This window comes from Pseudonocardia sp. T1-2H (genome assembly GCF_038039215.1).
Lineage (GTDB): Bacteria > Actinomycetota > Actinomycetes > Mycobacteriales > Pseudonocardiaceae > Pseudonocardia.
The window spans coordinates 5,870,095-5,896,438 of the sequence record NZ_JBBPCL010000001.1 but is presented as its reverse complement, the minus strand read 5'-3'; the positions used below and the strand labels follow the sequence as shown (position 1 = coordinate 5,896,438).

21 protein-coding genes and 3 pseudogenes are annotated in these 26,344 nt (G+C 73.3%); 19 read left to right on the top strand and 5 right to left on the bottom strand.

Annotation, left to right across the window (positions count from 1 at the left end; all coding sequences use genetic code 11):
• Positions 1-904: 904 nt before the first annotated feature.
• A complete protein-coding gene (locus WBK50_RS29090; protein ID WP_341338623.1) occupies positions 905-2,272 on the bottom strand; it encodes a sensor histidine kinase in 1,368 nt (455 codons plus the stop codon).
• Between the two features lie 929 nt (positions 2,273-3,201).
• On the opposite strand from WBK50_RS29090, the pseudogene WBK50_RS35450 reads away from it, so the two are divergent.
• From WBK50_RS35450 to WBK50_RS29080, 3 genes and pseudogenes are all read left to right on the top strand, one after another.
• Positions 3,202-3,492: pseudogene (locus WBK50_RS35450) on the top strand (hypothetical protein); the annotation flags it as partial.
• Positions 3,493-3,719: 227 nt separating this feature from the next.
• Positions 3,720-3,872, top strand: coding sequence for a hypothetical protein (locus WBK50_RS29085; RefSeq protein ID WP_341338622.1), 153 nt, complete (start codon positions 3,720-3,722; stop codon positions 3,870-3,872).
• 866 nt (positions 3,873-4,738) lie between these two features.
• Positions 4,739-5,383, top strand: a complete 645-nt coding sequence (locus tag WBK50_RS29080) for a hypothetical protein (protein ID WP_341338621.1) — start codon at positions 4,739-4,741, stop codon at positions 5,381-5,383.
• A gap of 180 nt (positions 5,384-5,563) precedes the next feature.
• Here WBK50_RS29080 and WBK50_RS29075 read toward each other — a convergent pair whose 3' ends face one another.
• Positions 5,564-5,893: a hypothetical protein gene (locus WBK50_RS29075; RefSeq protein ID WP_341338620.1), complete on the bottom strand. Its 330-nt coding sequence runs from the start codon at positions 5,891-5,893 to the stop codon at positions 5,564-5,566.
• 187 nt (positions 5,894-6,080) lie between these two features.
• Here WBK50_RS29075 and WBK50_RS29070 point away from each other — a divergent pair, with 187 nt between their 5' ends.
• From WBK50_RS29070 to WBK50_RS29030, 9 genes and pseudogenes are all read left to right on the top strand, one after another.
• A complete protein-coding gene (locus tag WBK50_RS29070; protein WP_341338619.1) occupies positions 6,081-7,091 on the top strand; it encodes a Ppx/GppA phosphatase family protein in 1,011 nt (336 codons plus the stop codon).
• Positions 7,088-8,518 (top strand): hypothetical protein, encoded by a 1,431-nt coding sequence (locus tag WBK50_RS29065; RefSeq protein ID WP_341338618.1) that lies wholly within the window; start codon positions 7,088-7,090, stop codon positions 8,516-8,518. Before WBK50_RS29070 ends, WBK50_RS29065 begins: the two co-directional genes overlap by 4 nt.
• Positions 8,519-8,550: 32 nt before the next feature.
• Complete coding sequence (locus WBK50_RS29060; RefSeq protein WP_341338617.1) at positions 8,551-9,393, top strand: sugar phosphate isomerase/epimerase family protein; 843 nt, start codon at positions 8,551-8,553, stop codon at positions 9,391-9,393.
• 82 nt (positions 9,394-9,475) lie between these two features.
• Positions 9,476-10,309, top strand: a complete 834-nt coding sequence (locus WBK50_RS29055) for a thioesterase family protein (protein ID WP_341338616.1) — start codon at positions 9,476-9,478, stop codon at positions 10,307-10,309.
• 47 nt (positions 10,310-10,356) lie between these two features.
• Positions 10,357-11,166 carry a pyrroline-5-carboxylate reductase gene (proC, locus tag WBK50_RS29050; RefSeq protein WP_341338615.1) on the top strand — a complete coding sequence of 270 codons (810 nt, stop codon included), beginning with the start codon at positions 10,357-10,359 and terminating at the stop codon, positions 11,164-11,166.
• A 174-nt stretch (positions 11,167-11,340) separates the two neighbouring features.
• Positions 11,341-11,592: a helix-turn-helix domain-containing protein gene (locus WBK50_RS29045; protein WP_341338614.1), complete on the top strand. Its 252-nt coding sequence runs from the start codon at positions 11,341-11,343 to the stop codon at positions 11,590-11,592.
• A 184-nt stretch (positions 11,593-11,776) separates the two neighbouring features.
• Positions 11,777-11,878, top strand: coding sequence for a 30S ribosomal protein bS22 (locus WBK50_RS29040; RefSeq protein ID WP_010241351.1), 102 nt, complete (start codon positions 11,777-11,779; stop codon positions 11,876-11,878).
• 149 nt (positions 11,879-12,027) lie between these two features.
• Positions 12,028-13,108, top strand: a pseudogene (locus tag WBK50_RS29035) (NAD-dependent epimerase/dehydratase family protein).
• A 107-nt stretch (positions 13,109-13,215) separates the two neighbouring features.
• Positions 13,216-14,232, top strand: coding sequence for a lysophospholipid acyltransferase family protein (locus tag WBK50_RS29030; protein ID WP_341338613.1), 1,017 nt, complete (start codon positions 13,216-13,218; stop codon positions 14,230-14,232).
• Positions 14,233-14,289: 57 nt separating this feature from the next.
• Here the strand turns inward: WBK50_RS29030 and WBK50_RS29025 are convergent, their stop codons facing one another.
• The 3 genes from WBK50_RS29025 to WBK50_RS29015 all read right to left on the bottom strand — a co-directional run bounded on the left by WBK50_RS29025 (position 14,290) and on the right by WBK50_RS29015 (position 17,761).
• Complete coding sequence (locus WBK50_RS29025; RefSeq protein ID WP_341339541.1) at positions 14,290-15,162, bottom strand: HAD family hydrolase; 873 nt, start codon at positions 15,160-15,162, stop codon at positions 14,290-14,292.
• A gap of 276 nt (positions 15,163-15,438) precedes the next feature.
• Complete coding sequence (locus WBK50_RS29020; protein WP_341338612.1) at positions 15,439-16,875, bottom strand: DUF5667 domain-containing protein; 1,437 nt, start codon at positions 16,873-16,875, stop codon at positions 15,439-15,441.
• A gap of 193 nt (positions 16,876-17,068) precedes the next feature.
• On the bottom strand, positions 17,069-17,761 hold the full coding sequence (locus WBK50_RS29015; RefSeq protein ID WP_445942317.1) for a sigma-70 family RNA polymerase sigma factor: 693 nt from the start codon (positions 17,759-17,761) through the stop codon (positions 17,069-17,071).
• Positions 17,762-18,439: 678 nt separating this feature from the next.
• On the opposite strand from WBK50_RS29015, the gene WBK50_RS29010 reads away from it, so the two are divergent.
• The 7 genes and pseudogenes from WBK50_RS29010 to hemC form a co-directional block, all read left to right on the top strand.
• Positions 18,440-20,020, top strand: a complete 1,581-nt coding sequence (locus WBK50_RS29010) for an AMP-binding protein (protein ID WP_341338611.1) — start codon at positions 18,440-18,442, stop codon at positions 20,018-20,020.
• Between the two features lie 3 nt (positions 20,021-20,023).
• Positions 20,024-20,260 (top strand): glutaredoxin family protein, encoded by a 237-nt coding sequence (locus WBK50_RS29005; protein ID WP_341338610.1) that lies wholly within the window; start codon positions 20,024-20,026, stop codon positions 20,258-20,260.
• Between the two features lie 69 nt (positions 20,261-20,329).
• Complete coding sequence (locus tag WBK50_RS29000) at positions 20,330-21,919, top strand: molybdopterin-dependent oxidoreductase (protein ID WP_341338609.1); 1,590 nt, start codon at positions 20,330-20,332, stop codon at positions 21,917-21,919.
• Positions 21,920-22,098: 179 nt separating this feature from the next.
• On the top strand, positions 22,099-22,770 hold the full coding sequence (locus tag WBK50_RS28995; protein ID WP_341338608.1) for a fasciclin domain-containing protein: 672 nt from the start codon (positions 22,099-22,101) through the stop codon (positions 22,768-22,770).
• A gap of 405 nt (positions 22,771-23,175) precedes the next feature.
• Entirely contained in the window at positions 23,176-23,997 is an 822-nt protein-coding gene (locus WBK50_RS28990; protein WP_341339539.1) for a redox-sensing transcriptional repressor Rex, read from the top strand.
• On the top strand, positions 23,994-25,385 hold the full coding sequence (locus WBK50_RS28985) for a glutamyl-tRNA reductase (protein ID WP_341338607.1): 1,392 nt from the start codon (positions 23,994-23,996) through the stop codon (positions 25,383-25,385). Before WBK50_RS28990 ends, WBK50_RS28985 begins: the two co-directional genes overlap by 4 nt.
• Positions 25,382-26,315 (top strand): annotated as a pseudogene (gene hemC, locus WBK50_RS28980) (hydroxymethylbilane synthase); the annotation flags it as partial. The gene WBK50_RS28985 and the pseudogene hemC, both read left to right, overlap by 4 nt.
• Between the last annotated feature and the right edge of the window lie 29 nt (positions 26,316-26,344).

Genomic DNA, 26,344 nt, shown 5'->3' with positions numbered 1-26,344 from the left:
AGCGGTGCGTCCGGGGAAGCTGACGTCCTGCCGGCGGAGGGCGAGCAGCTCGCCGAGGCGGAGGCCGAGGCCGGCTCGAGCCGGCACCATCGCCCGGGTTCGGGCGGGCAGATGCCGGGGCGACCCGGCGCGGCGGCCGCGCGGGTGGGGGCGCCCAGGTTGCGTCCGCGCGTTACGCCATCTCAGTGACAGTCCGACCGCCGTGAAACGCGTGCGCTCTCCGGAGGGCTCTACGCGTATGTCGCGCCGCAGCGAGGCGTCTGAAGTAGACGGGGTCGAACTTCGGCACCGAGGTCCGGCACGAGACTCCATTCCATGTCACGGTCGGCCGCGGCACCATGGTCGCCGACGGCCTCTCTGTGATCAACGCCGACTTCTCCGCCACGTCGTTCCGAGTCTCCCGGGCGACGATCAGGGCACACAGCTTGCTCGGCAACCGGATCGCCTTCCCGTCGCAGAGCCGGACGGGCTGCGCGCTGGTTCCGCGAGTGGGAGCGCCCGGTGCGGATCGTCGCCGACGACAGCGCGGGCTCGGTGACGTTCGGCCCACCGTGGCTTCCTCTTCGGCTCCACCGGAACCGTCGTCGGCGGGGCGACCCGCTGGCCGGCCGAGCGCGACGTTCCAGCGATCGTCGCGGTGGCACTCGCCCCGGACCTCGGCGAGCGCCATCCGGACACCGTCTACCAGAGCAACCGGGCTCAGGCGTTCTCCGGCGAGGACGTGCTCGCTCCGGATGCGGAGCGGCCTGGTCGGCCTGACCCGGACGCTCGCAGGGGCACGACCCGGTCGCGGGGAGCGGAGGCGCAATCACCGTCCGCCCGGGGCGAAGCGCGTCCCTCCACCCACGCGGGGTCGTCGGCTTCCCCGACATGAGTTCATCTCGCGGCCGGTGACCTGCTCGAGCTACCCGCGATCCGCGGCGGAGATCTGAACGTCCGGATCCGAGACACCGTCCCGGCCCTCGTCCGCGGGTGGTTCCGGGTCCCATCGCGCCGGGATGAACAGGGTGAACACCGGTGGCGACGCCTGCGCGAGCACGAGACGACCGCCCTCCGCCTCGGCGAGGCGACGGGCGAGGGCGAGCCCGATGCCGTGTCCCGGCGCATGTTCCGGGCTGCTGCTGAACGGCGCTGCCGGAGTATCCGGATCAAGCCCCGGGCCGTCGTCCGAGACATCCACGGCGATGGCGTCGCCGGTCTCCCGCACTGTGACTCGGACCGTGCCCAGCCCGTGCAGTTCGGCGTTGTCCAGCAGGACGGCCAGCACCTGCCTGGTCGCCGCCGCTGACGCCTGCGGTCTCGGGAGCTGAGGGGCGACGTCGAGTTCGAGTGCCCGGCCCGAGGCGGCCAGCCGGTGTCCCCACCCGTTCTCGATCTCGGATACGAGGGTATGGACGTCGGCGGGCGCACCGTGGTTTCCGGGAAGTTCGCGGGCGAGAAACAGTAGTTCGTCGATGGTCCTCTGAAGCCGGTCGGCCGCGCCGAGGCTCTCGGCGACCTCCGAGCGCCAGTCCGGTTCGGGCTGGTCGAGCGCCGCCTCGAGCCGCAGGCGAAGCTCGGCGAGGGGCGTTCGCAGCTGGTGCGACGCATCCGCCGAGAACGCCCGCTCCCGGGCGAGGAGTGCGTCGAGGCGGGAAGCCGTGCTGTCGAGCGCGTTGCCGACCGAATCGATCTCCCTTATCCCTACAGCGGTCGACCGCACACTGAAGTCGCCCTCACCGAGCCTCTCCGCATCGTCGGCGAGACCGTTCAGCGGTCGCGCCAGACGCGTCGCCTGGCGCCTTGCAACGGCCCACACGACGGTCAGTACGAGAGCGGCGAGCCCGAGCATGCCCAGCCACACCGGCATGAGCTCCTGGTAGACCGACCCGAGCGGGGTGGCCGCACGGACGGCGCCGTTGATGCCGTCCTCGCCCCTCACCGGGACCGTCACGATCACGGCGCGGGTGGTGGTGGTCTGGGAGGCGCGTCCGTTCAACGCCTGCTTGACCTGTTCATCGCCCGAGCCCGGACCCCGGCCGAGGATTCGCAGGTCGTCGTCGTTGTAGAGGGCGAGTTCGGTGTCGTCGCCGGGGTCGGGCAGCCAGGTCGGTCTCCCGGCGTGTGCCATTTCCGTCACTACCGACCCCGCCGCGAGATCGGCAACCCGCTGCAGGGCCAGGCGCTCGTCGGTCGCGAAGGACTGCGCAAGGCCGATCGCGAGCGGCACACCGAACAGCCCGATGGCGAGTGCGGCCGCCGCAACAGCCAGGGTGACGATGCGGGTGCGCATCCCTCACCTGCTCCCTGCCTTGCTCGATCTGCTGATGGTCGGGTGTCCCGAGCGGTAGCCATATCCGCGCAACGTCCTGATCGTCGGTACGCGCGCCGGCGACCGACCTCGATGCCGTCGAGGTTCGGCAGACCCGGGTCGACAGCGCAAGATCGAGATCAGCCGCGGCCGCTTTCGGCGAGCCCGGTGCGTCCGGATGTCACCCCGAAGGTGCGGTAACCGTGCTCTTCGTGGACCAGACTCGATGATTCCGCCAATTGTCGTATCACCCTGCACCGTCAATTAATTGACACACGAAGATGCTACCTGGACTTTTCAGATCATAGGGATTCCGTGATAGGTGAAAGTCGGATACTCCATTTGTAGGGTTCCTCGCTCCATCCTCTGGGGATCCTTTGATGATCTCGAGAAATCCTCGCCGGGATGCGGACCGGCCGGCCCAGATCTGATCTTTTGCCGTCGCCAACGGCTGCGCATTGATGCTGTGACTGCATGAGGTGCCATGTCGGCGGCGCGGCTCGGCTGCCGCGCGGAATTGCGTCTTCGCTGTTCAGGGTGCGTGGCGACGCCCTGATCTCCGCGTCGCCCTCGGTATCGGCACCACCGCTGTGGTCATCTACGTCGTCGCGCCCACGATGCCGGTGGTGCGCCGTCGCCAACGGACTGGCCAACCGCGCAATTCGTATACTGCGGGAGACGCACCCCCATTTGCGGGGGAGTCTCGACAGCTAAGGGGCGCGCCCCATTGTTGTGCGCGTCCACCTGCGCCACTCTCGAACGTCGACGCCAGGCAAGAAGCTGCAGCGCAGCTGCAGCGGGTTGGGGGTTGCCGTAATGGTGAGATCGTTTTGCAGGATGTCGTCGAGCTGACGGCCCGGGTCCCGTGGCCCGGGGGATGCGGATGATCCCCCCTCACGCTGGTGATCCGGATGACCACGCTGAGATGCCCGAGTGGATGCCCGGGTCCCCGAATCCTGCCGAGCCCCCGGGAATGTCGAACTCCCGCTCCCGGGGCCGCGCTGTCGGAGCTGGTACTGCCCGGGGTCGCCGGAGCGGTCGTCACTCCGCACGGCTCCAGGCCGGGCGTGGTGGAGTTGGTCGGCTACTACACGCTGCGCGCCGACACGCCCGGAATCGATGAGGAACAGATCCGCTCCTGGCTGCGGGATCGGCTCCCGCCGCACCAGGTGCCGGACCGGCTCGAGTGGCTCGACGCGATCCCGATGACGGCGCAGAACGTCGCCGACCCGGGCAGGACTCCAGGCCCCGGTATCCCGCGGCACCGAACTCGACCGCTGCGGGCCGAGAACGCCGCGCTGTTGGAACAGCTCTACGGGGGGCCGGAGCCCCACCCGGATCGGATGCCCGGGCTCACGACACCGGCCCGGCCCGCCACCCCTGTCGCAGGGCCCGACGCGGATCGGATGCTCAGCTCACGGCACCGGCCGTGCCGGCCACCGAGCGGACCACCCAGGTCGGAGAGCCCATCGTGCGGCCCACGCCCGTCGTCGAACCGCCGTTTGCCGTTCCGTCCGCCATGCCCTCCGTAGTCGATACCGCCGATGCCGCCGGGATCGCCGTCGCGGAGGTTCCGGCATGAGGCGTGTGCCGGTCGACAGCCACTTCTTCGATGACCCGGGCGCCGAGTCGATGGTCATGACGCGGTTCTGCGCGCGGCTGCGAGGCAGCCCGACCTGCCGAACGTCTCCATCAAGGACGTCTACGCGAACCCGACGGCCAAGACGTGCGGGCCGAAGCCGCTCCCGCGATCGCTCGGCGGGTCGAGGTGGCCGGCACCGAGAAGGCCACGCTTGGTGCTCACGGTCGACGCCGTACCGCACGTGGTCCGGGCCGCAGGCGAGGTGAGGCGCGCGGCGGGAGGGCGATTCATCTTGTGCACCGATACGGCTGGACGCCTCGTCTGCCGACGAGCTCACAGGCCGCCTGGGTAGCGACCGTGGAGGTACGTGGCGCCGTCAGCACGACTGTCGCCGACGCCCGCGCGTAGGCCAGCGTCGCGGGGGTCACCGCTCCCGATGACGCCAGGCTGGAGCAGGGCCTGCCGCATCGTCTGTATCGCCGTCGCTCGCCTGCCGCTGCCCGTTGACCAGGCAATTCGAGACCTCGCCGTACCTCTCTCCGAGATCCTCGGGGGTGGCAGCTCTCAACCTCGCCCTGTCGCCTCGGCTTTTGCCCTTCCGCGCGAGAGAGGCCGGTTGAACTCTGGCCGGTCGCCTCGCTACCGGGAGCAGGTCCCGTGCCGGCGGTCCTCGCGGGGCGTTTCGGGCCGGGTCGGCCAATTCGGCGACCTACGCCTCGATCCTTGCGCCTTGCTCCTCGGCCACAGGATGTGGCATTCGCCCGGCCACTGCACTCCGGGCGGCGCAACTTTCGCCTCAGCCGGCGACGAGGGGCTTCACGGCGCGGTCGCGGTGGTACACCTCCTATATCAGGAAGGGGCCCACCATGACGAACTCCGACGAATCCGACGCGAAGGGCTCCAAGGGCGTCGGATCCGCGTCAGGTCCCCAGAGTGACGCCGCCCCAGCGGTGAAACGGCGGCCCCGCGGCACCGCCAGGGGCGCCGCCGACGCGGCGACCTCGCGGGTCAAGGGCGTCGCGGGGAAGGCCGACCGAGCCGCGACAGGCCGAACTCCACCCGACCGCCATGGTCAGGCCGCCCCGAAGGCGTCAGAGCCGCGGGCAGCGGTAGTGACGAACCTCGCAGGGAAGGGTGCCGGCGCAGTCCAAGGCGCGGCCGGAGCGGTGGATTCGACGGTCCGAGGAACGACCGGAGCGGTGGATTCGACGGTCCGAGGAACGACCGGAGCGGTGGATTCGACGGTCCGAGGAACGACCGGAGCGGTGGAATCGACGGTCCAGAGCACGGTGGGGACAGTGGTTTCGACGCTGCGCACCGGAGTCGGGGCAGGCTTCAGCTTGGTCGTCCTCAAGGCGCTCATGCTGCTGCAACTGCTCAAACGGATCGCACTGCAGGCCATCGAGGCACTCAGGCGACTCGCTCGTCGCCTGCGGGAGTACGGCGGGGTGGAGGCTGCCGACTCGGCCGATGGCGACGATGATGGGGGCGGCCGCGGGACGTCTCGGTAGCCGGTGGCGACCGCCTCGAGCAAGGCTGAACGCCTCGGGGCTCCTGCCGGTTCGTTCGCGACCTGTGCCGCGGTCGCTCGCTCCGCCCCCGAGTGAATCGCGTATCGGTCTTCTCGACGCCTCCACCCCCCCGGAACGAGAGTGGAGGCGTCGTCTGGCGGGCGGGTGTTGCGTCCTGGATCAGGCTCGAGCCGGTCTGTTCGGATCGCACCCGTTCTCGCAACGGATCCTGCCCGGCAGGTAGCGATCCGAGTCGGACCACTTGCCGTCGATGGCGGTCTTGCAGGTGATGTCCCCGCCGTTGCCGGCGTACCGGGCGGAGACCGTCGCCCCCTGGAGCGTGCCTGCCGTGAACCGCACATCCTCGGGCCAGGGCAGTGACGCCTCGGATTCCTGCGCCACGCCACCGGCGGAGCCGTCCACGCCGTAGGTGACTGTGGAGGCCGAACTGCCCTCGGGCGAAGAGGTGACGGTAGCGGCCTGCCCGCCGATGCCCGTCCCGTCGATCACGGGGAATCGGCCGTCCCGACCGGTGGATCATGGGCAGAGGGCCCCCGGAACCGGTCGTCACGCGGCACTTCGCCCATGATCGACGTGGCCTGCGACCGTCTGCCCGTGATCGCGGGTCCGGAGGCTCGGAGGGACAGTTCGGTCACGGTCGGAGAACGGCCGTGACACGGGTCGGTAACCTGATCTCGTGCGCCTGGGTGTGCTCGACGTCGGTTCCAACACCGTCCATCTGCTCGTGGTGGACGCGCATCGTGGTGGGCACCCGACCCCGATGACGTCGGAGAAGGCGGAGCTGCGCCTCGCCGAGCACCTGGACCGGGACGGGGCGCTGGACCGCTCCGGCGCGGACTCCCTGGTCGCGGCGGTGCACAAGGCGCGGGACGCGTCGATCGCGCTCGGCTGCGACGACCTGCTCGCCTTCGCCACGTCCGCTCTGCGGGACGCCACCAACTCCGCCGCCGTGCTCACCCGGGTCCGGGCGGAGACGGGCGTCGTGCTCCAGGTCGTGCCGGGGGAGGACGAGGCCCGCTTCACCTTCCTGGCCGTCCGCCGCTGGTACGGCTGGTCCGCCGGACGGCTGCTGGTCCTGGACATCGGCGGCGGGTCGCTCGAGCTCGCCACCGGGCGGGACGAGCACCCGGCCGCGGCCGCGTCGCTGCCGCTCGGGGCGGGCCGGCTCACCCGGGACCACTTCACCTCGGACCCGCCCAGCCGCGCGGAGGTCGCCGCGCTGCGCGAGAAGCTCGACGCGGACCTCGCGCCGGTGGCCCGGGATCTGCGGCGCCGCGGGGAACCGGATCTGGCCGTCGGGACGTCCAAGACGTTCCGCTCGCTCGCCCGGCTCACCGGTGCGCAGCCGTCGAGCGCCGGGCTGCGGGTCCGCCGCACGCTCACCGACGTGGGGCTGCGCCAGCTCGTGTCCTTCATCAGCCGGATGTCCTCCGCGGACCTCGCCGAGTTGGAGGGGGTGAGCGCGAGCCGGGCCCACCAGGTCGTCGCGGGCGCCCTCGTCGCGGAGGCCGCGATGCGCGCGCTGAAGGTGTCCGAACTCGACATCTGCCCTTGGGCGTTGCGCGAAGGAGTGATCCTGCGGAGGCTGGACACGCTCGATGGGTCGTCCCGGAGCGACCGCTCGGCGCAGGACGCGCCATCAGCACTTGGACGCTTGACCTCGGACGAGGCACGGTGTAGCGGATGAGTTCAGAGATCGACCAGCCCCGTCAGCGCACGGTCGCCGAGCTGCTCGCCGAGAACGGCGGCGGCGGCGCCGGTCGTCGGCGACGCCGCCGAGAGGCCGACGACTCCGTCGAGCCGCCCGACGGCGAGGGCTCCGGCGGGCGCCGCGCCGCGCCCACCGGCGCCGCGACGGTCGGCCCGCAGGTGCCCACCGCCCGGCCGTGGCTCAGCGAGGAACCCGCGTCCACCGGGCGACGGGCCGCGCCCGAGCCGGGCGCGGGTGGTGGCGGCGGGTTCCGCAGCGCCGGACCGGACCGGAACGGAGCGGGCCGCAACGGCTTCGACAGCAACGGCCGCGAGTCCGGTCGTCCGCCCGTCGACGGCGGCCCCGCGGGTGGCTGGGACGCCGGCACCCCGGAGGCCGGGAGCAACGGCCGCACCGCATACGCCCCGAACGGCTCCGGCACGAACGGGGTCGCGGCGTACACGGGACGCCGCCGCGCCCCGGAGCCCGCCACGGACGCCCCCGATCGTCCGGTTCCCGATCGTCCGGCTCCGGACCGTCCGGCTCCGGACCGCCGGGCCCAGGACCCATGGGCCCGCAACCCCCGGATCTCCGACCGGCAGACCCAGCAGCCCTCCCCGGAGCGCGTCGGCCGGCCCCAGCCCCCGGCCCGCCCCGGCCAGGCCCAGAGCCTGCAGGGCCCCGCCCAGTCCCCGGGCCGCGGCATGCCGCCGCGCGCCACCTTCCCGTCACCCGCGTCCGCGCCCGTGACGAACGGGCGGCCGGCGGCCCGGGCCACGGCTCCGGAGCGCCCCACCGAGCAGATCCCCCGCTACAGCGACAAGGCCGGTGCCGAGCCGTCGACCGGCCCGATCGACGCCCCCCGCCGGGGCGAGCGCGGCGCCGCGGACCGGGCGCGGGCTCTCGCGGACGACGGCGGCCCGCCGACCCAGCTCGGCGCCCCCCCGCTGGACGACGACGACGCCCCCGGCCGCCCCGCGGACGACGGCGGCCCGGCCACCGAGGCAGCGGCCTTCGACCCGGACGACCTCGACGACGAGCTGGAGGGCGACGAGCACCCCGCGGGCCGTCGCGTGCATCCGGACGAGGCCCCCGCCGGGCTCGGCAGCCGCCGTCGCGTCGCGGAGCTCGAAGAGGACGACGACCTCGACGAGGAGGCCGGCACGGGGCAGGCCTGGGCCGTGGTCATCGGCCAGTGGATCGCCGGTGCTCTCGCGGGCGCGGCCATCTGGGTCGGGTTCCGGTACCTCTGGTTCAACCTGCCGGTGGTGGCCCTCGCCGCGGCGGTGATCCTGACGGTCGGCCTGGTCATCGGGGTCCGTGCGCTCCTGCGCAACGACGACCTGCGGACCACCGTGTTCGCAGTCCTCGTCGGGCTGCTGCTCACGGTGTCCCCGGCGATCCTCGTCCTGCTCGACCGCTAGCCGTGGACGGGTTGGGGAACGGAGCCGCGCCGGTGCCGCCGGTCGCGCTCTCCACCGCGTCCGTCTACCCCGAACCGGCCGCCGCCGCGTTCGAGATCGCCGCGGACCTGGGCTACGACGGCGTCGAGCTGATGATCTGGACGGATCCGGTGAGCCAGGACGTCCGCGCGGTCGACCGGCTCGTCCGGCGCTACGGCGTCCCCGTGCTGGCCGTGCACGCCCCCTGCCTGGCCGTGACCCAGCGCGTGTGGGGTTCGGACCCGATCGGCCGTATCCGGCGTTCCGTCGTCGCCGCGGACCTCCTGGGGGCCCGCACCGTCGTCCTGCACCCGCCGTTCCGCTGGCAGCGCCGCTACGCCGGCGCGTTCTCCGACGAGGTCGCCCGGGCCGGCGAGACCGCCGGCGTCCGGCTGGCCGTCGAGAACATGTTCCCGGTGCGCCGTGGCGGGATCCGGACCGTCCCGTACTCGCCCGGCTTCGATCCCACCGAGGTCGGCCACGCCTTCTACACTCTCGATCTCTCGCACACCGCCGCCGCCGGCTCGGACGCCCTCGCGATGCAGGAGCGGATGGGCGCCGGCCTCGTGCACGTCCACCTGACGGACGGGAGCGGCACCCCGCGGGACGAGCACCTCGTCCCCGGCCGCGGCAACCAGCCCTGCCGCGAGGTCTGCGAACGGCTGAGCGCCGGCCCGTTCGCCCACGCCGGCGGCGTCGTCGTCCTCGAGGTCAGCACCCGGCGGGCCCGGACTCGCCAGGCGCGTGTGGCGATGCTCAATGATTCGCTGCTCTACGCGAGGCTGAACCTGCAGCCCGGGCCGGTCCCCGCGCCCCGTCCGGGCCCGGCGCCGATCCGCGTGACCGGGTTGATGTAGGTCACAGGGCCTCGGTCGCCGCGGCGGCCGGGTGGTACCCGTAATGCATGTGTCTCGTTCCCCGCCACTCCCAAGGACGATCATGAGCGCCCCCGCGCAGGAGGTGACCCGGCGCCCGTTCTCGGAGTCGACGGTCGTCGCGGACGCCGGCGACGGCCGGTTCACCGCCGAGATCGGTGAGCGGTTCGCGGTCGGGGACAAGGCCCATGGCGGACTGCTGATGGTGCTGCTGGCCAAGGCCGCGCTGGGCCGGCTGGCCGCCGGGACGGGCACCGCGCTCGACCCCGTCGCGATCAGCACCGAGTTCCTGCGGGCTCCGGGCCTCGGGCCCGTCGAGATGAGCACGGAGGTGCTCAAGCTGGGCCGCACGGCGTCGGTCGCCGCGGTCCGGATGACCCAGGGCGACAAGCTCATGCTGACGGCCACGGTGACCGCAGGCCGGCTGCCCACGGACGCACCGCGCTGGTCCGACCTGCCGGACATCGCCGCGGAGCCGCCCGCCGAGGCGCTCGACCGGAGCGCGAGCCGGCTCGTCCCGGCCGTGGGGCTCGCCGCCTCCACGGAGGTCCGCTACGACGGCGAGACGATCCCGTTCGTCCGGGGCGAGCAGGGTCCGCCGATCATCCGCGGCTGGACGCGACCGATCGGCGAGGAGCCCGACGTCCTCTACGCGCTGCTTGCGGGGGACATCCTGCCGCCGACGCTGTTCAACCTCGGCGACCCGGGCTGGGCGCCGACGGTGCAGCTCACCGCGTTGCTCCGGGCCCACCCGGCGCCGGGCTGGCTGCGCCTGGAGTCCCGCTCGGCGTCGGTGCGGGGAACCTGGTTCGACGAGGACGTCACCGTCGTCGACTCGGCGGGCCGGCTGGTCTGCCAGGCCCGCCAGATCGCCCTGGCGCCGCTGCCCCGCCCCTGACCCGACTCCCCGGCGGCCCGGCGGACCCGGCGGCTACCGTCGGGCCCATGACACGCATCGCGGTGCTGGGGGCCGGGAAGATCGGCGAGGCGCTCCTGTCGGGGCTGTTGAAGGCCGGGCGGGCGCCCGGGGACCTGGTGTTCACCGAACGCCACCCCGAGCGGGCGGCCGAGCTGACCGGGCGGCTGGGGGTCGAGAGCGCGGACGTGCCGACGGCCGCGGCGAAGGCGGACGTCGTGGTCGTCGCCGTCAAGCCGCAGGACATCGCGCCCGTCCTGCGGGAGCTGGACGGCGCGCTCGGCGCCGGCACGCTCGTCGTCACGCTGTGCGCGGGGCTGCCGACCGCGCTGTTCGAGGGCGGGCTGCCCGCGGGCACCCCGGTCGTGCGGGTCATGCCGAACACCCCGATGGTGGTCGGCGAGGCGATGAGCGCGATCTCCGCCGGCAGCCACGCCACCGACGAGCACCTGGCCGTCGTCGAGGAGCTGCTCGGTGCGGTCGGCCGCGTCGTCCGGGTCCCGGAGACCCAGCAGGACGCCGTGACCGCGCTCTCCGGCTCCGGCCCGGCGTACTTCTTCTACCTGGTCGAAGCCATGATCGACGCCGGGATCCTGCTGGGCCTGCCGCGCGCCGTCGCCGCGGACCTGATCGTGCAGTCCGCCTACGGGGCCGCCGTCATGCTCCGCGAGTCCGACGACCACCCCGTCATCCTGCGGGAGAACGTCACCTCACCGGCGGGGACCACGATCTCCGCCATCCGTGAGCTCGAACGTCACGGAGTGCGTGCGGCGCTCATCGCCGCGATCGAGGCCGCCCGCGACCGATCGGTGGAGCTGGGACGGACGGTGCAGAAGTGACGCCCCGATCGGACGAGGACAGATCACCCTGACGCGCGGCTGAAGACCTCACCCGTGTGGTGAGCCTGTCGAAGTCGTCACATCGGTCCCGCTAGACTCAGCTCTCACACGCCTGAACCCGCCCGGGGACGCCACCCCGGACGGCTCGGCGGAGTCGAGGAAGGCGGTGTTCGGATGGCCTCCGGAACGCCCGAACAGCAGGGCACGCCCGAACAGCCGCCGGGCAGGCCCGACCAGATAGGCCTGGGCGCGGTGCAGTTCCTGACCGTCGCCGAGGTCGCCGCCATGATGCGGGTCTCGAAGATGACCGTGTACCGGCTCGTCCACGGCGGGGAGCTCCCGGCCGCGCGGGTGGGTCGGTCCTTCCGGGTCCCGAAGCGCGCGGTCGAGGACTACCTGCGCAGCGCCTACTTCGACGCGGGCTGACCGCCCGGGCTGCGCCGTCCCGGACCCCGGCAGGTAGGATCCGAGGTCGGTCATCGTCTCGCCGTCCGCGCGTGCGTGCGCGCGATGTCCGCGCGGTCTCCGGTCCTCTCGTGTGGCCGCGGGCTCGGACGGGACACCCGTAACGCACCACACGTGACGCAACAGAGCAGGGAGGGCCTGACGCATGGGCTCAGTCATCAAGAAGCGCCGCAAGCGGATGTCGAAGAAGAAGCACCGCAAGCTCCTTCGTAAGACCCGCGTGCAGCGTCGCAAGCTCGGCAAGTGACGTGACGGCGGCGCCGGCCCGATGAACGACCAGGGCCGGTCGTCGCCGGTACAACCCCCGACCCCCGGGTCGCCCCGTGCGACCCGGGGGTTCGGTGTCGGCGGAGCACCTCCTCCCCGTCGCGACGCAGCAGGAAGGCCCGGATCCTGATGGCCAGCTCACGGACGAACGGCCGGACGTCCCCACCCGGAACGAAGCCGTCGGTCGTGCTCGTCACCGGGGTGAGCAAGTTCCTCGGGGGCAACCTGGCCGCGCGACTCGCCGCGGACCCGGACATCGACCGGGTGCTGGGCGTGGACACCGTGCCGCCGCCCCGGGACCTGCTGCGCCGGATGGGCCGCGCCGAGTTCGTCCGCGCGGACATCCGCAACCCGCTCATCGCCAAGGTCATCTCCGGCGCCGCGGTGGACACCGTGGTGCACGCGTCGCTCTCCTCCACCCCGGGCTCCTCCGGCGGGCGGACGGCGATGAAGGAGATGAACGTCATCGGCACGATGCAGCTCCTCGCCGCGTGCCAGAAGGCCCCGTCGGTCCGCCGCATGGTCCTCAAGTCCACGACCGCCGTCTACGGCTCCAGCCCGCGGGACCCGGCCCTGTTCGACGAGGCCATGACGCCCAAGGAGCTTCCCGTCCGGCGGCTACGCGAAGGACGCCGCGGAGATCGAGGGCTACCTGCGCGGCTTCGGCCGGCGCCGGCCGGACGTCTCGGTCACCGTGCTGCGGTTCTCGAACTTCATCGGCCCGCGCATCGACACCGTGCTCACCGGCTACTTCATGCTCCCGGTCGTCCCGACGGTGCTCGGCTACGACGCCCGCGTCCAGCTGCTGCACGAGGAGGACGGCCTCGCCGTGCTCGAGCGCGCGGCCACCCAGGAGCTCCCGGGCGTCTACAACGTCGCGGCGGACGGCGTGCTGCTGCTCTCCCAGGCCATCCGGCGTGCCGGGAAGATCGCCATCGGCGTCCCCAGCGCCGCGGTGGGACCGGTCGGGCGGATCCTGCGCGGCGCCCGGGTCGTGGACTTCTCGCCGGAGCAGATGCGCTTCCTCAACTTCGGCAGGGTCGTCGACACCGCCCGGCTGAAGGAGGAGTTCGGATTCGCCCCGCGGTGGACCACGGCCCAGGCCTTCGACGACTACGTTCGAGGCCGGGCACTGCGCCCGGTCCTCGGGTCGGAGCGGCTCGCCTCCGTGGAGCGGGGTGTGCTGTCCCTGGCCCGGTTGCTGCATTGAGGCCGCTCGGCGCGGGGTGGTTGACGGCGTCGCCGTCGTCACGTAGAGACGGCAGTTCGTGACGGTGAGCACGAGCGCACGAGGTTCTTCGGCGAGAGGGGGTCGGCGTGCCGGAAGCACGGGTCATCCCGCTGCACGCTGACGAGAACGGGTCACGGACGCGCTGGAAGCTGGGCGCGGGGAGTGGGGCGCGGCGCAACCGAAGCTCCGGGCCACCGGCGGAACCGATCACCCACCCGTCGGCGGTGCGGGAGCCCGAACCCGAGCCGGCTCCGAACCCCGCCGCCTGGGAGGTGGGGCTCGAGCAGCTCCTGGCCTTCGCCCGGCGCCGCCTGTCCGGGGACTACACGGTCGACGAGTTCGGCTACGACCGCGACCTCGCGGACTCGGTGCTGCTCCCGGCGGTCCGCCCGCTGTACCGCAAGTGGTTCCGGGTCGAGACCATCGGCATGCACAACGTCCCGGACACCGGCGGCGCGCTGATCGTCGCCAACCACTCGGGCACCCTGCCGCTGGACGCGTTGATGACCATCGTCGCCCTGCACGACGACCATCCGCGGCACCGCCAGCTACGCCTCCTCGGCGCCGACCTGATGTTCAAGCTCCCGATCGTGGGCGAGCTGGCCCGCAAGAACGGCGCCACGCTCGCCTGCATGCCGGACGCCGAGCGGCTGATGGACTCCGGCGAGCTCGTCGGCGTCTACCCGGAGGGCTTCAAGGGCATCGGGAAGCCGTTCCGGGACCGCTACAAGCTGCAGCGCTTCGGCCGCGGCGGCTTCGTGTCGGCGGCGCTGCGGACCGGTGTGCCGATCATCCCGTGCTCGATCGTCGGGGCCGAGGAGATCTACCCCAAGATCGGGGACATCGCGCCGCTGGCCCGGCTGATCGGGGCGCCGTACTTCCCGGTCACGCCGCTGTTCCCGCTGCTCGGCGCGCTCGGGGCGATCCCGCTGCCGTCGAAGTGGTACATCGAGTTCGGTGAGCCGATCCGGACGGACCGGCACGATCCCGCGGACGCCGACGACCCGATGCTGGTGTTCAACCTGACGGACCAGGTGCGCGAGACCATCCAGCACACCCTCTACCGGCTGCTGAGCCAGCGCAGGAACGTCTTCCTCGGCTGACCGGGGGTCGTGCGCGGAAAACGTCGCTGGAACAACGTCATCCGCGCACGGGCCGCGTCAGCGGCGTCTGTACGCCACGCCCGCCGCCACGGCGCCCGCGACGGCCCCGGCGCCCAGCACGGACGGGACGCCGATCCGGGCGGCCCTGCGACCCGTCCGGAAGTCCCGGACCTGCCACCCGCGGGCCTTCGCGACGTCCCGCAGCTCCGAGTCCGGGTTGACCGCGACCGCGGTACCGACGGCCGAGAGCATCGGCACGTCGTTCACCGAGTCCGAGTAGGCGGCGCAGCGCCGCAGGTCCAGTCCCTCGGTGGCGGCCAGCGCGCGCACGGCGTGGGCCTTGGCCGGGCCGTGCAGGATCTCCCCGACGAGCCGGCCCGTGTAGTGCCCGTCGACGCTCTCCGCGACGGTGCCCAGGGCCCCGGTGAGCCCGAGGCGGCGCGCGATGATCAGGGCGAGCTCCACCGGGGTGGCCGTGACCAGCCAGACCCGCTGCCCGGCGTCGAGGTGCATCTGGGCGAGCGCGCGGGTGCCGGCCCAGATCCGGTCCGCCATCAGCTCGTCGTAGATCTCCTCGCCGAGGGTGACGACGTCCTCGACCGGCCGGCCCGCCACGAACGACAGCGCGGTGTCCCGGTGCCCGGCGATCCCGGTCTTGTCCTCCCGGCCGCCGATCCGGAACTTGATCTGCTGCCAGGCGAACCCGGCCATGTCCGAGGTGGTGAAGAACTTCCGCGCGGCCAGGCCGCGGGCGAAGTGGAAGATCGACGCGCCGACCATCATCGTGTTGTCCACGTCGAAGAACGCGGCGGCCGTGAGGTCCGTCGGCGGGGCGTCCGACGCCACCGGGGTCTCGCCCGCGGCGACGGCCGCGGCGGCGGCCGCCTCCCCGGCGCGGACCGCGGGGTCCAGCGCGGTGACCTTGTCCATGACGTCACCGGACTCGGCCACGCCGGCCACCTCGGCCCGGCCGCCCATCCCGAGCGGCGCCCCGTCCCCGTTCAGGCCGGGCCCCTTCCCGCCGAGCCCCGTGTCCCCGTCGCCTGGGCGCGGGTCACCTTGTCCAACCACCTGGGAGCCTTCCGGAACGACGGACGACGAACACCCGACAGACTACTTGCCGAGAACCTTCCGAACGGGCGAACGGCACCCTCACGAGGAGAGTGCCGTCCGGGCCGTGCAGAGGTGCACCGTGATGGGAGTGGATCAGCCGCCCAGCAGGCCGGGCAGCAGCGGCGGCAGGGTGATCGGCGGCAGCAGCGGCGGCGGTGTGGTCGTGCTGCTGGTCGTCGGGTCCGCGGAGCCCCCGGCGGCGTCCGGCGCGGCGGTCTCGGCGCTCCCGGCGGCCCCGTCGACGCCGAGCCGGCCGTCGCCGGGCAGAACGTCGAGCAGATCGCCCTGCTCCTCGGTCGGGGTGCCCGTGGGCGGGGTGGTCGTCGTGCCCTCGGGGGCCGGGGTGGTGGTCCCGTCCTGGTCGGTCGTCGTCCCGGCCTGCGACGACTGGGTCGTCGTCCGCCGGGTCTGCTGCTCCGACCCGCCGCTCGGGTCGGCGACGGTCGCCGACGTCGGGACGCAGGCCGCGGAGGCCGGGACCGCCCCCAGCTCGTCGGCGCCCGCGACGACCTCGCTGCAGCCCGTGCGGGCCCGCAGCGCCTCGGCGCGCTGGTTCATCGCGTTGAGCAGTGCGTAGGACTGCTCGATGTCCGAACGGTTCGCGGCGGGCAGCGACGGGGAGATCTCCCGCATCACGGCCGCCTGGCCCGTCGTCCAGGTGCGCAGGTCCCCCAGCTCGGTGCTGGTCGGTGCGCCGTCGCCGAGCAGGGTCACGGACCCGGCGGTGGCGGAGTCGCGGAACTGTTCGAGCGCCGCGCCGACGAGCACCGGGTCCGGGGAACCGTCGGCGACCATCTGGCGGATCTCGCCCAGCCGGGTCGCGGCGAGGTCGAGGTGGCGGTGGCCGAGCGCGTCGTCGCTGAAGGTGAAGACGGTGCCGGTGGACTCCGAGGCGCGCTTCATGGCGTACAGCGCGTCGCCGGGCAGGGCGTTGCGGGCGACCAGCGCGCCACCGCCGGCGATGGCGACGAGCGCCAGCAGGGCGGCCCCGCTGACCAGCGCGACCCGCTTGCGCAGGCTCGGGCGGCCGCCGGGGCGGCGCGAGCCGCGGGCGCCGCCGGGACGGTTCGGCTGGTCCGGGTGGTCCGATGGGAGGACGTGGCGGGGCTTGCGCCCCCGCGGCACGTCCGTGCCGGCACCGGCGCTCGTGAGGGTGCGGGTGCCGCCCGCTCCGACCGAGACGCCCGCCACGGTCGTCGGGGCGTCCGTGCCGCCTGTCCCGCCGTCCGGCCGCGGACCGGCCACGGGGGCCATCTCCGCGGTCGTCTCGGTCGGCCCGGGCGACGGAGCCGCCGGCGGAGCCATCGTGTCGACGCCGCCGCCGGGGCCGAAGCCCTCCTCGGCGAGCGCCGCGAACAACCGCTGCTTCATCCGGACCGAGGCTTGCCGGTCCGGCGACAGGGAGGAACGGCTGCGGTCGAGCGCAGCCGCCAGCGCGAGCTCGTGTGCGAGCTCCTCCGCGGCGTCGGCGCCGGGAGGTGTCCCGTACGCCTCGTACCGTTCCTCGTCGTCGCCCCGTCCCGCGGGCATGTTGGCCGTCCTCACTGCATCCCTGCACTGTTCGTCAGCGCCGAGCCCGATCGGGACCCCGCACTGCTTCGACGTTCACCCACACAACGAGCCAGGCGGTCGTCGGTTACGGCGTAGGGACCGTTCACCGCTTCGAGTTGTTCGTTCGTCGCACCCGTAACGACACGGCCACAACGGCCGATATAGCCCGCACTCATCGCACACCGTCGGGGAGCAGGGTGGCGAGCCGGCGGACGGCGCGGTGCTGCAGGGCCTTGACCGCACCCTCGTTGCGCTGCATCCGCTCGGCCGTCTCGGCCACGGACAGGCCTTGCAGGAACCGCATCTGGATGCATTCCTGCTGGTCGGGGTTCAGCTTCGCGATCGCGATGCGCAGCTCGTCGTTGGTGGCGTTCTCCAGCACCTGCTGCTCGGGCCCGTGCGTGGTGGGGGAGTAGTCCACGATCTCCGACGTCGTGGACTCGAGCCGGTAGCGGCTGGACTTCACGTGGTCGAAGATCAGGTTGCGGGCGATGGTGACGAACCACGCACCGATGTCCCGGCCCTGGTAGCTGACCGAGCTGATCCGGCGCAGGGCCCGGACGAACGTCTCCTGGGTGAGGTCCTCGGCCAGCGTGCGGTCCCCCATGCGGAAGAGCACGTAGCGGTAGACGACCTCGTGGTAGCGCTCGTACAGCTCGCTGAACGCGGCGAGGTCGCCGGCCTGGCAGCGCTTGACCAGCGTCCAGGTGCCGCCCTCCTCGGCCGACGGCTCCACCGGGTGCTCCTCGGCGGAGGGCGTCACGGGGCGCTGCTGGGGCACCGGGGCGGAGCGGTCCGCCGGACCGGCCCCGGAGGCGAGCGGCGCGTCGGCCTGCGGGACGGCGTCGTAGCGCTCACCGTGCACGGGCGGCGACTGGGCCGAGGGCGTCTGCGCCGCCGGCCGATGGGGAGTCGTCGGTCGCTGCCCCGGCGGGAAGGGCTGGGCCGGGGGAGCTTGGGTCAGTGGTGCCACAGGCGTCCTCGTGGGGGGAGTCGGCCGCACCGCGGCGTCGGCGTGCCAGCCGGCGTCGGTGCGGAGCCGGGGGCGCATCGGGCGGGTCATGAAGCCCTGCGTGCCCGGAGTCGGACAGGGCCCCGCGGGTGAGCCCGCCGAGCGCTGGCAACAGGCTGCATGCCACTCCCTTGGGTGAGGTCTCGTGCCGATCCGGACGGTCGTGCGTTGATCCGGTCGTAGCGGCGGAGCATAGGTCCGGGACAGAGCCCCCCGGCGCGGCGCGCCGCTCGGCGCCGGGAAGATCCGGTGAGCGGGCGACTACGCGCGGTGAACGTCACAGTGGCGTAGCGTGTCCGTCCGTGACGGCGTGTCGAGCCGTCCGTCGTCCCGGGACGTGCTGTCGGCGTGGCTGCCCGACCGCTCGGGGGTCGACCCGTCCGGGCGGTCCGCACCTGCGTTCGCGCGTCGCGCGCGGAGACTCTGCGACACTCGTCGGATCGGCCGTCACCGGCGGCCGTGCCTGCCCGTGTCGTACCCCGAGGAGCGAGTGCCGTGCCAGGAGAAGGCCCACGAGACGGAGAAGGTCCCGTGCCGCAGGGCCTCACGCACGTGTACGCGCTGGTCGAGCGGGCCGCGGCGAACGGGCCGGAGCATCCCGCACTGGTCGACGTCACCGGCGGCACCACGCTGACCTGGGAGGACCTGCACGCGGCGGCCGGCGCCGAGGCGGAGCGGCTGCGGGCCGCAGGGGTCACCCCGGGCGACCGGGTGGCCGTCGTGCTGCCCAACGGCGAGGCCTTCGGCGTCGCCCTGTTCGGTGCGCTGCGGGCCGGTGCCGTGGTGGTCCCGATCGGACCGAGCGCGGTGGCGCGCGAGCTGGAGATCATCCTGGGTGACGCCACCCCCCGGGTGGTGGTCGCCGGACCGGGGGAGAGCGCCGTGGCGGCCGCGGCCGCCGGCGCGGGCGCGCAGGTGCTCCCGCCGCCTCCCTCGGGTGCAGGGGCGGCGGCCACGGGTCCGCGGGCGGGGAGCGCCGACGGTGCTCGGGAAGCGAGCGGGGACGGTGGGGAGGCCATCGCGCTCCTTGTCTACACGTCCGGCACCACGGGCCGTCCGCGAGGTGTCCGTCTCTCCCACCGGGCGCTGCTCGCGAACCGTGCGCAGCTCGCGTCGCTGCGCCCCTCCCCGGTCACCCCGACGGACCGGGTCCTGCTGGCGCTGCCGCTGTTCCACGTGTTCGGCCTCGCCGCCGGGCTCCTGCAGGTCGCCTGGGCCGGGGCCACGGTCGTGCTCACCGAGCGCTTCGACGCCGACGCGATGCCGGATCTGCTGGTCAGGCAACGGGTCAGCGCGATCGCCGGCGTCCCGTCGATGTACCGCGCGCTGCTCGACGTGCCCGCGGAGCAGCTGCGGGCCGGGTTCGCCGGCGTCCGCATCTGCACCTCGGGCGGAGCGCCGCTGCCGCCGAAGTGGTTCACCGCGTTCCACGACGCCACCGGGCTGGACATCGTCGAGGGCTACGGGCTCAGCGAGGCCGGGCCGGTCGTCACGAGCAACCAGGTCGGCGGCGCGGCCCGCCCCGGCTCCGTCGGGCGGCCGCTCCCGGGCGTCGAGCTGTGCCTCGTCGACGCCGCCGGGCGCCCCCTGACGGACTCCCGGGACGACGAGGACGAGGGCGAGGAGGGGGACGTCGCGGACGTCTACACCGATCTCGCGGACGACACCGGCCTCGTCGCCGTGCGCGGGCCCAACCTGTTCTCCGGCTACTGGCCGGACGGCGAGGGCGGCCCGGACGCGGAGGGCTGGTTCCGCACCGCGGACGTCGGCTACCTGGACGGGAACGGGGACCTGCACCTCGTCGACCGCACGTCGGACCTGGTGATCGTCAACGGCTTCAACGTCTACCCGCGCGAGGTCGAGCAGGTGCTCGCCGAGCTGGCGGAGGTGGCCGAGGCCGCGGTCATCGGCATCCCGGACGACCGGACGGGGGCGGCGGTGAAGGCGGTCGTCGTCCGCACGCCCGGCTCGGACCTCACCGAGGAGCAGGTGAACGAGCACTGCGCGGTGCGGTTGGCCCGCTTCAAGCGGCCGACGACGGTCGCGTTCGTCGACGAGCTGCCGCGCACCCCGACGGGCAAGATCGCCCGCCGCACCCTGGCGGAGGTGTAGGGCATGAGTCATTCGGTGACGGTGCTGACGCGGGTCGGCTGCCATCTGTGCGAGACCGCCGAGGCCGAGGTGAGCCGGATCTGCGGCGAGCTGGGCGTCCCGTGGGAGGCCACGGACGTGGACTCGGACGGCGAGCTGCGCGCCGAGTACGGGGACCGGGTCCCGGTGATCCTGATCGACGGCCGGGAGCACGGGTTCTGGCGGGTGGAGGAGAAGCGGTTCCGTTCGGCCCTGACATGAGGTGCCCGACATGAGGCGCCTGCGGATGAGGCGCCGAACCGCTGGGGCCCGGGCGCCGAAAGAACGGTCGTGAGCACAGCGGTCGCCCCCGAGGCGGAACCCACGCCCCGGTCCCGGGTCATCCCGTGGCCTCTCGCCGCGCTGATCGGCGTACTGGCCGTCGGGGCCGCGCTCGGCGCGGGAAACCTCGTCGCGGGAATCATCTCCCCGTCGTCCTCGCCCTACCTGGCGATCGGCGACACGGTCATCCGCTTCTCGCCGCAGCCGGTCACGGAGTTCGCGAAGGCGACCTTCGGCACCGCGGACAAGCCGATCCTGCTCGGCGGCATGGCCGTGGTCATCCTGCTGGTGGCCGCGGTGGCCGGTGTCGCGTCGCGCCGCGACCGGCGTCCGGGCGTCGCCGTGGTGACCGTCCTGGGCATCGCCGGCTTCGCGGCCGTCGCGTTCGCCCCGTCGTTCGCGCCGCTGGACCTGGTGGCCCCGCTCGCGGCGCTGCTCGCGGGCGTCGTCTCGTTCCGGTGGCTGCACCGCCTCGCACTCGACGCGGCGCACGAGCGGGCGGCGGGCCCCGGCGGCGTCTCCCGGCGCAACGTGTTGATCGGCTCGTCGGCCGCGGTCGGTCTCGGCGCCCTCGCCTCCGGGGGCGGGGGCCTGCTGCTCGGCCGCGGCGGCGAGGAGTCCCGCGCCACGGTCACCCGCATGCTCGCCGGCTCCGCGATCACGCGGGCGCCGGCGATCCCGGCGGGCGTGGACTTCGCCTCCGCCGTACCCGGCACGACCCGCTTCCTGACCTCGAACGCGGACTTCTACCGGATCGACGTGGCGCTGCGGATCCCGCAGCTGCGCGCGGCGGACTGGCGGCTGCGCCTGCACGGCATGGTCGACCGCGAGATCACGCTGACCTTCGACGACCTGATGCGCCGCCCGCTCGTCGAGCGCACCGTCACGATGACCTGCGTCTCGAACCCCGTCGGCGGCGACCTGATCTCGACGGCGAACTTCGTCGGGGTCGACCTGCGGGACCTCCTGCTGGAGGCGGGCGTGCAGCAGGGCGCGGACCAGGTGTTCTGCACCAGCACCGATGGCTTCACGGCCGGTACGCCGACCGACGTCGTGCTGGAGCAGGGCCGCGGCGCGATGCTCGCGGTGGGCATGAACGGCGAGGCGCTGCCGCCCGAGCACGGCTTTCCGGTGCGGATGGTCGTACCCGGCCTCTACGGCTACGTGTCCGGGACGAAGTGGATCGCGGACATGGAGGTCACGACCTTCGGCCGCGACAGGCAGAGCTACTGGCTGCAGCGTGGCTGGGCGGAGCGGGCGCCGATCAAGACCGAGGCCCGTATCGACCTGCCGAAGGGCTTCTCCTCGGTGCCGGCCGGACCGGTCGACGTCGCGGGCATCGCGTGGTCCCAGCCACGGGGGATCGGCAAGGTCGAGGTCAGGATGGACGGCGGTCCGTGGCGGCCGGCCGAGCTGGCCACCGAGGTCGGCGGCGACACGTGGCGGATGTGGAAGACGCGGTTCGACCTCGCCGCCGGAAGCCACACCGTGCAGGTGCGCGCCACCGACGCGGACGGGAACACCCAGACCGAGCAGCGCGCGGACCCGGTCCCGGACGGTGCCAGCGGATGGCCGGCGACGATCTTCACCGTCGCCTAGGACGAGCCCGAACCGGCTCGTCCAGCAGTACGAATGTCCTCGTGATATCCACAGTGGACAGAAATTTCGGTCACTGTGACCCGAACGTTATCGAAACCTTCTGAACCGGGTTCGGCGCGATCTCGAACGTCCATCTGACAGGCCCGGACCAACCCGGGCCGGCTTGTAGGAGGAACACCGTGCGCAAGACTCAGCGACTCGCCACCCTCGGCGCGATGGCGGCCCTGGTGGTCACCCTCGGCGCCTGCAGCAGCAGCGAGCGGCCGTCCACCGCCGCCCCGTCGACGGGCGCCCCGGCCACCATGTCCGCCCCGGCGTCGGCAGCGGCCGCCAGCACCGGCGTCACCTCCGCGGCGGACGTCTTCGGCCCGTCCTGCTCCGCGCTCCCCCAGGGCAGCGAGCCCGGCTCGCTCAACGCGATGGGCCCGCAGCCGGTCGCGACCGCCGCGTCGACCAACCCGCTGCTGACCACGCTGGTCAGCGCCGTCGGCAAGGTCCCCGGCCTCGCGGACACGCTGAACGCGGCGCCGGCGCTGACCGTCTACGCGCCGGTCAACACGGCGTTCGAGAAGATCCCCGCGGATACGCTGAACTCGGTCCTCAACGACCAGGCCAAGCTGGGCGCGCTGCTCTCGTACCACGTGTCGGGCACCCGCTACGACAAGGACGGCCTGCTCGCGGCCGGTACCACCACCGAGCTCGCGGGTGGCACGGTCAAGGTCGGCGGCAGCGGTGACGCGATCACCCTGACCGGTGGCAACGGCCAGGCCGCGAACGTGGTCTGCGGCAACATCCCGACCTCGAACGCGACGGTCTTCGCGATCGACTCGGTGCTCATGCCCGCCAGCTGATCGCGGCCCCCCGCCCGCGAGGGCGCACCGCGTCGGCAGCGCAGACCCCGGACTCCCGGCGACCGCACGGTCGCCGGGAGTCCTGCTGTCCGGGGCGGTCCGGCGCGTGTCCTGCACCATGTTCCCGACGACGAGCGGCATCAGGGAGGCGATCACCGGTCGTCCGGGCGGACCCGGGGTCTCAGCACGTCGTCGAGCAAGATCGCAACTTTGTGCACGACTTCACGAGCGGCTACCGTGTGGAGCCGTTGCCGATGCGGCCCCTGCCCATCCGGTCAGTGCTCCTCTCACGGGAGCCGGGACCCCGCCGGCCGACCATCGATCGGAAGAACCCGCCGGTCAGTGGTCTGAGAACAGTCCTGCCAGAAGTACCGTGCCGATGCCCGAGGAGACGCCAGCGTGACGTTGCCGCCGCAGGCCGACTCCCCGGGTGGCGACCCGGGAGCGGACACCGCGCGGGGCTCCCGGTCCATTCCCGAGGCCACCGTCGCCCGCCTCGCCGTGTACCTCCGCGCCCTCGGCGAGCTCGCCGCGGAGGGCGCCGAGACGGTGTCCAGCGAGGAGCTCTCCGCGGCCAGCGGCGTCAACTCCGCGAAGCTGCGCAAGGACCTCTCCTACATCGGCACCTACGGCATCCGCGGCGTCGGCTACGAGGTGACGGCCCTGCAGCACGAGCTCGAGCGCGTGCTCGGGCTGGACCATCCGCAGGCGGTCGCGCTCGTCGGGGTCGGGAACCTGGGCCACGCGCTGGCCGGTTACGGCGGCTTCGGCGGCCGCGGCTTCCCGGTCCGCGCCCTGTTCGACGTGGACCCGGACCTGGTCGGCATCCACATCAACGGGATCCTCGTCGAGCACGCCCGGGACATCCCGCGCATCTGCACGGAGCGCGGTGTGACCATCGGCATGATTGCGACCCCGGCCCAGGGTGCCCAGGGTGTCTGCGACCTCCTGGTGCAGGCCGGCGTGCGCTCGATCCTGAACTTCGCCCCGCTGTTCCTGCAGGTCCCGGCGGAGGTCGAGGTGCGCAAGGTGGACCTGGCCGTCGAGCTGCAGGTCCTCGCGTTCCACGTCGCGCGGCGCAGCGCGGAGGCCGCCGTGGGTGTGACCGCGGCCGAACAGGGGATTCCCCCGAGGCAGGCCGTGGCGGGCACGCGTATCAAAGAGGGCGTCACTACCGTTCCCCAGGTTGTGACCGGTGCGAACGGATCGGCGGTGTTTCCTCGATGAGCGTCCTTGTCGTAGGGCTGTCCCATCGCAGTGCTCCCGTCGAGGTGCTGGAGCGGGCCGCGGTCTCGTCCGCCGACGTGCCCAAGCTCCTCGACGAGATGCTGCGGTGCCCCCACGTCAGCGAAGCGGTGCTGCTCTCGACGTGCAACCGGATCGAGATCTACGCGGTCGTGGACGCCTTCCACGGCGGGCTGGCGGACGTCTCCTCGGTGCTCGGCCGGCACTCCGGCCTCGAGCTCGGTGAGCTGACCGAGCACCTCTTCGTGCACTACGCGAGCTCCGCGGTGCAGCACCTGTTCTCCGTGGCGGCCGGGCTGGACTCGATGGTCGTCGGCGAGTCCCAGATCCTGGGCCAGCTGCGCACCGCGTACGCCACGGCGGACGGGGTCGGTTCCGTCGGCCGGGTGCTGCACGAGCTGGCCCAGCAGGCGCTGCGCGTCGGCAAGCGGGTGCACGCGAGCACCGGGATCGACGCCGCAGGGGCCTCCGTCGTCTCCGAGGCGCTGGCCGACGCGGCCGTGGGTCTCGGGAAGGACCTCTCCGGCACCCGGGCCGTCATCGTCGGCGCGGGGGCCATGGGCGCGCTCGCCGCGGCTCACCTGCGCCGCGCCGGCGCCGCCGAGATCACCGTGCTGAACCGGTCCGCGGAGCGGGCCGAGCGGCTCGCCGAGAAGACCGCCGAGCAGGGCACCCCTGCCCGCGCGGGACTCCTCGAGGACCTGGAGACCGAGCTCGCGCGGGCGGATCTGATGGTGGCCTGCACCGGGGCCATCGGAACCGTGGTCGAGCTCGCGCCCGTCGAGGCGGCGATGACCGGCCGCGCCGGGCGCCCGCTGGTCGTCTGCGACCTGGGGCTGCCCCGGGACGTCGACCCGGCGGTCGCCGGGGTCGAGGGCGTCACCGTCGTGGACCTGATCGCGCTGCAGCGTCGCCTCGGGGGCGACGCCGGCGTCGCCCGGTCCGTCACGTCGGCCCGCGAGCTCGTCGCGGAGGAGGCCCAGAACTACCTCGCCGCGCAGCGCTCGGCCGAGGTCACCCCCACCGTCACCGCGCTGCGCCGGCGCGCCTCCGAGGTCGTCGACGCGGAGCTGCTGCGCCTGACCTCCCGCCTCCCGGACCTCGAGGACGGCGTGCGCGAGGAGTTCGGCCGCACCGTCCGCCGCGTCGTGGACAAGCTGCTGCACACGCCGACCGTGCAGGTGAAGCGCCTCGCCGTGGGGCCGGACGGGGACAGCTACGCCGCCGCGCTGCGCACCCTGTTCGAGCTGGACCCGACCAAGCCCGCCGCGGTCGCCGGCACCGCCGAGCAGCTCACCGGCGCGGACGTCGCCCGCGCGCTCGAGGCGCCGCTCGAGCCGCCCGCGCAGACCCTGGAGCGAGGCCGATGAGCGTCACACCGCTGCGCGTCGGCACCCGGCCGAGCGCGCTCGCCGTCGCCCAGTCCGGGATGATCGCCGAGCGGATCACCGCCGCCGGGCGCCCCGCCGAGCTGGTGAACGTCAGCACCACCGGGGACCGCTCGCTCGCGCCGATCGCCGAGCTGGGCGTCGGGGTGTTCGTGTCCGCCCTGCGCGAGGCGCTCGTCGCCGGCGAGGTGGACGTCGCCGTGCACTCGTACAAGGACCTGCCCACCAAACCGGACCCGCGGCTCACGCTCGTCGCGGTGCCGGTCCGGGAGGACCCCCGGGACGCGCTCGTCGCCCGCGACGGCCGCGTGCTCGGTGAGCTCGGCGTCGGCTCGCGGATCGGGACCGGGTCGCCCCGGCGCTCGGCCCAGCTCGCCGCGCTGGGGCTGGGTTTCGAGATCGTGCCGATCCGGGGCAACGTCGACACCCGGATCGGGAAGGTGCGGTCCGGCGAGCTGGACGCGGTGGTCGTCGCCGCGGCCGGGCTGCGCAGGCTGGGCCGCGTCGACGAGGCGAGCGAGCTGCTCGACCCGCTGCAGATGCTCCCCGCTCCCGCCCAGGGTGCACTCGCGATCGAGTGCCGGGCGGGCGACGAGGCAGCTCGCCCGCTTCCTCGCCGCGTCGCTGGACGACGCGGCCACGCGCGCGGCGGTCACCGCCGAGCGTTCCGTGCTGGCCACACTCGAGGCGGGCTGCAGCGCACCCATCGGTGCGCTCGCGGACGTCGTCTCGGACTACGTGGAGGACGCGGCCGGGAACGACGTCATCGTCGACCGGCTGTCCCTCCGGGCGATCATCGGCACGACCACGGGGGCGCTGTTGCGCGCCTCCGGTACCGCAGACATGGACAACGCCGAGAAGCTCGGGGCCTCGCTCGCCCTCGAGCTGCTCGACATGGGCGCCGACGACCTGCCGAACGTGCAGGCGTCGCGCGCCGAGAG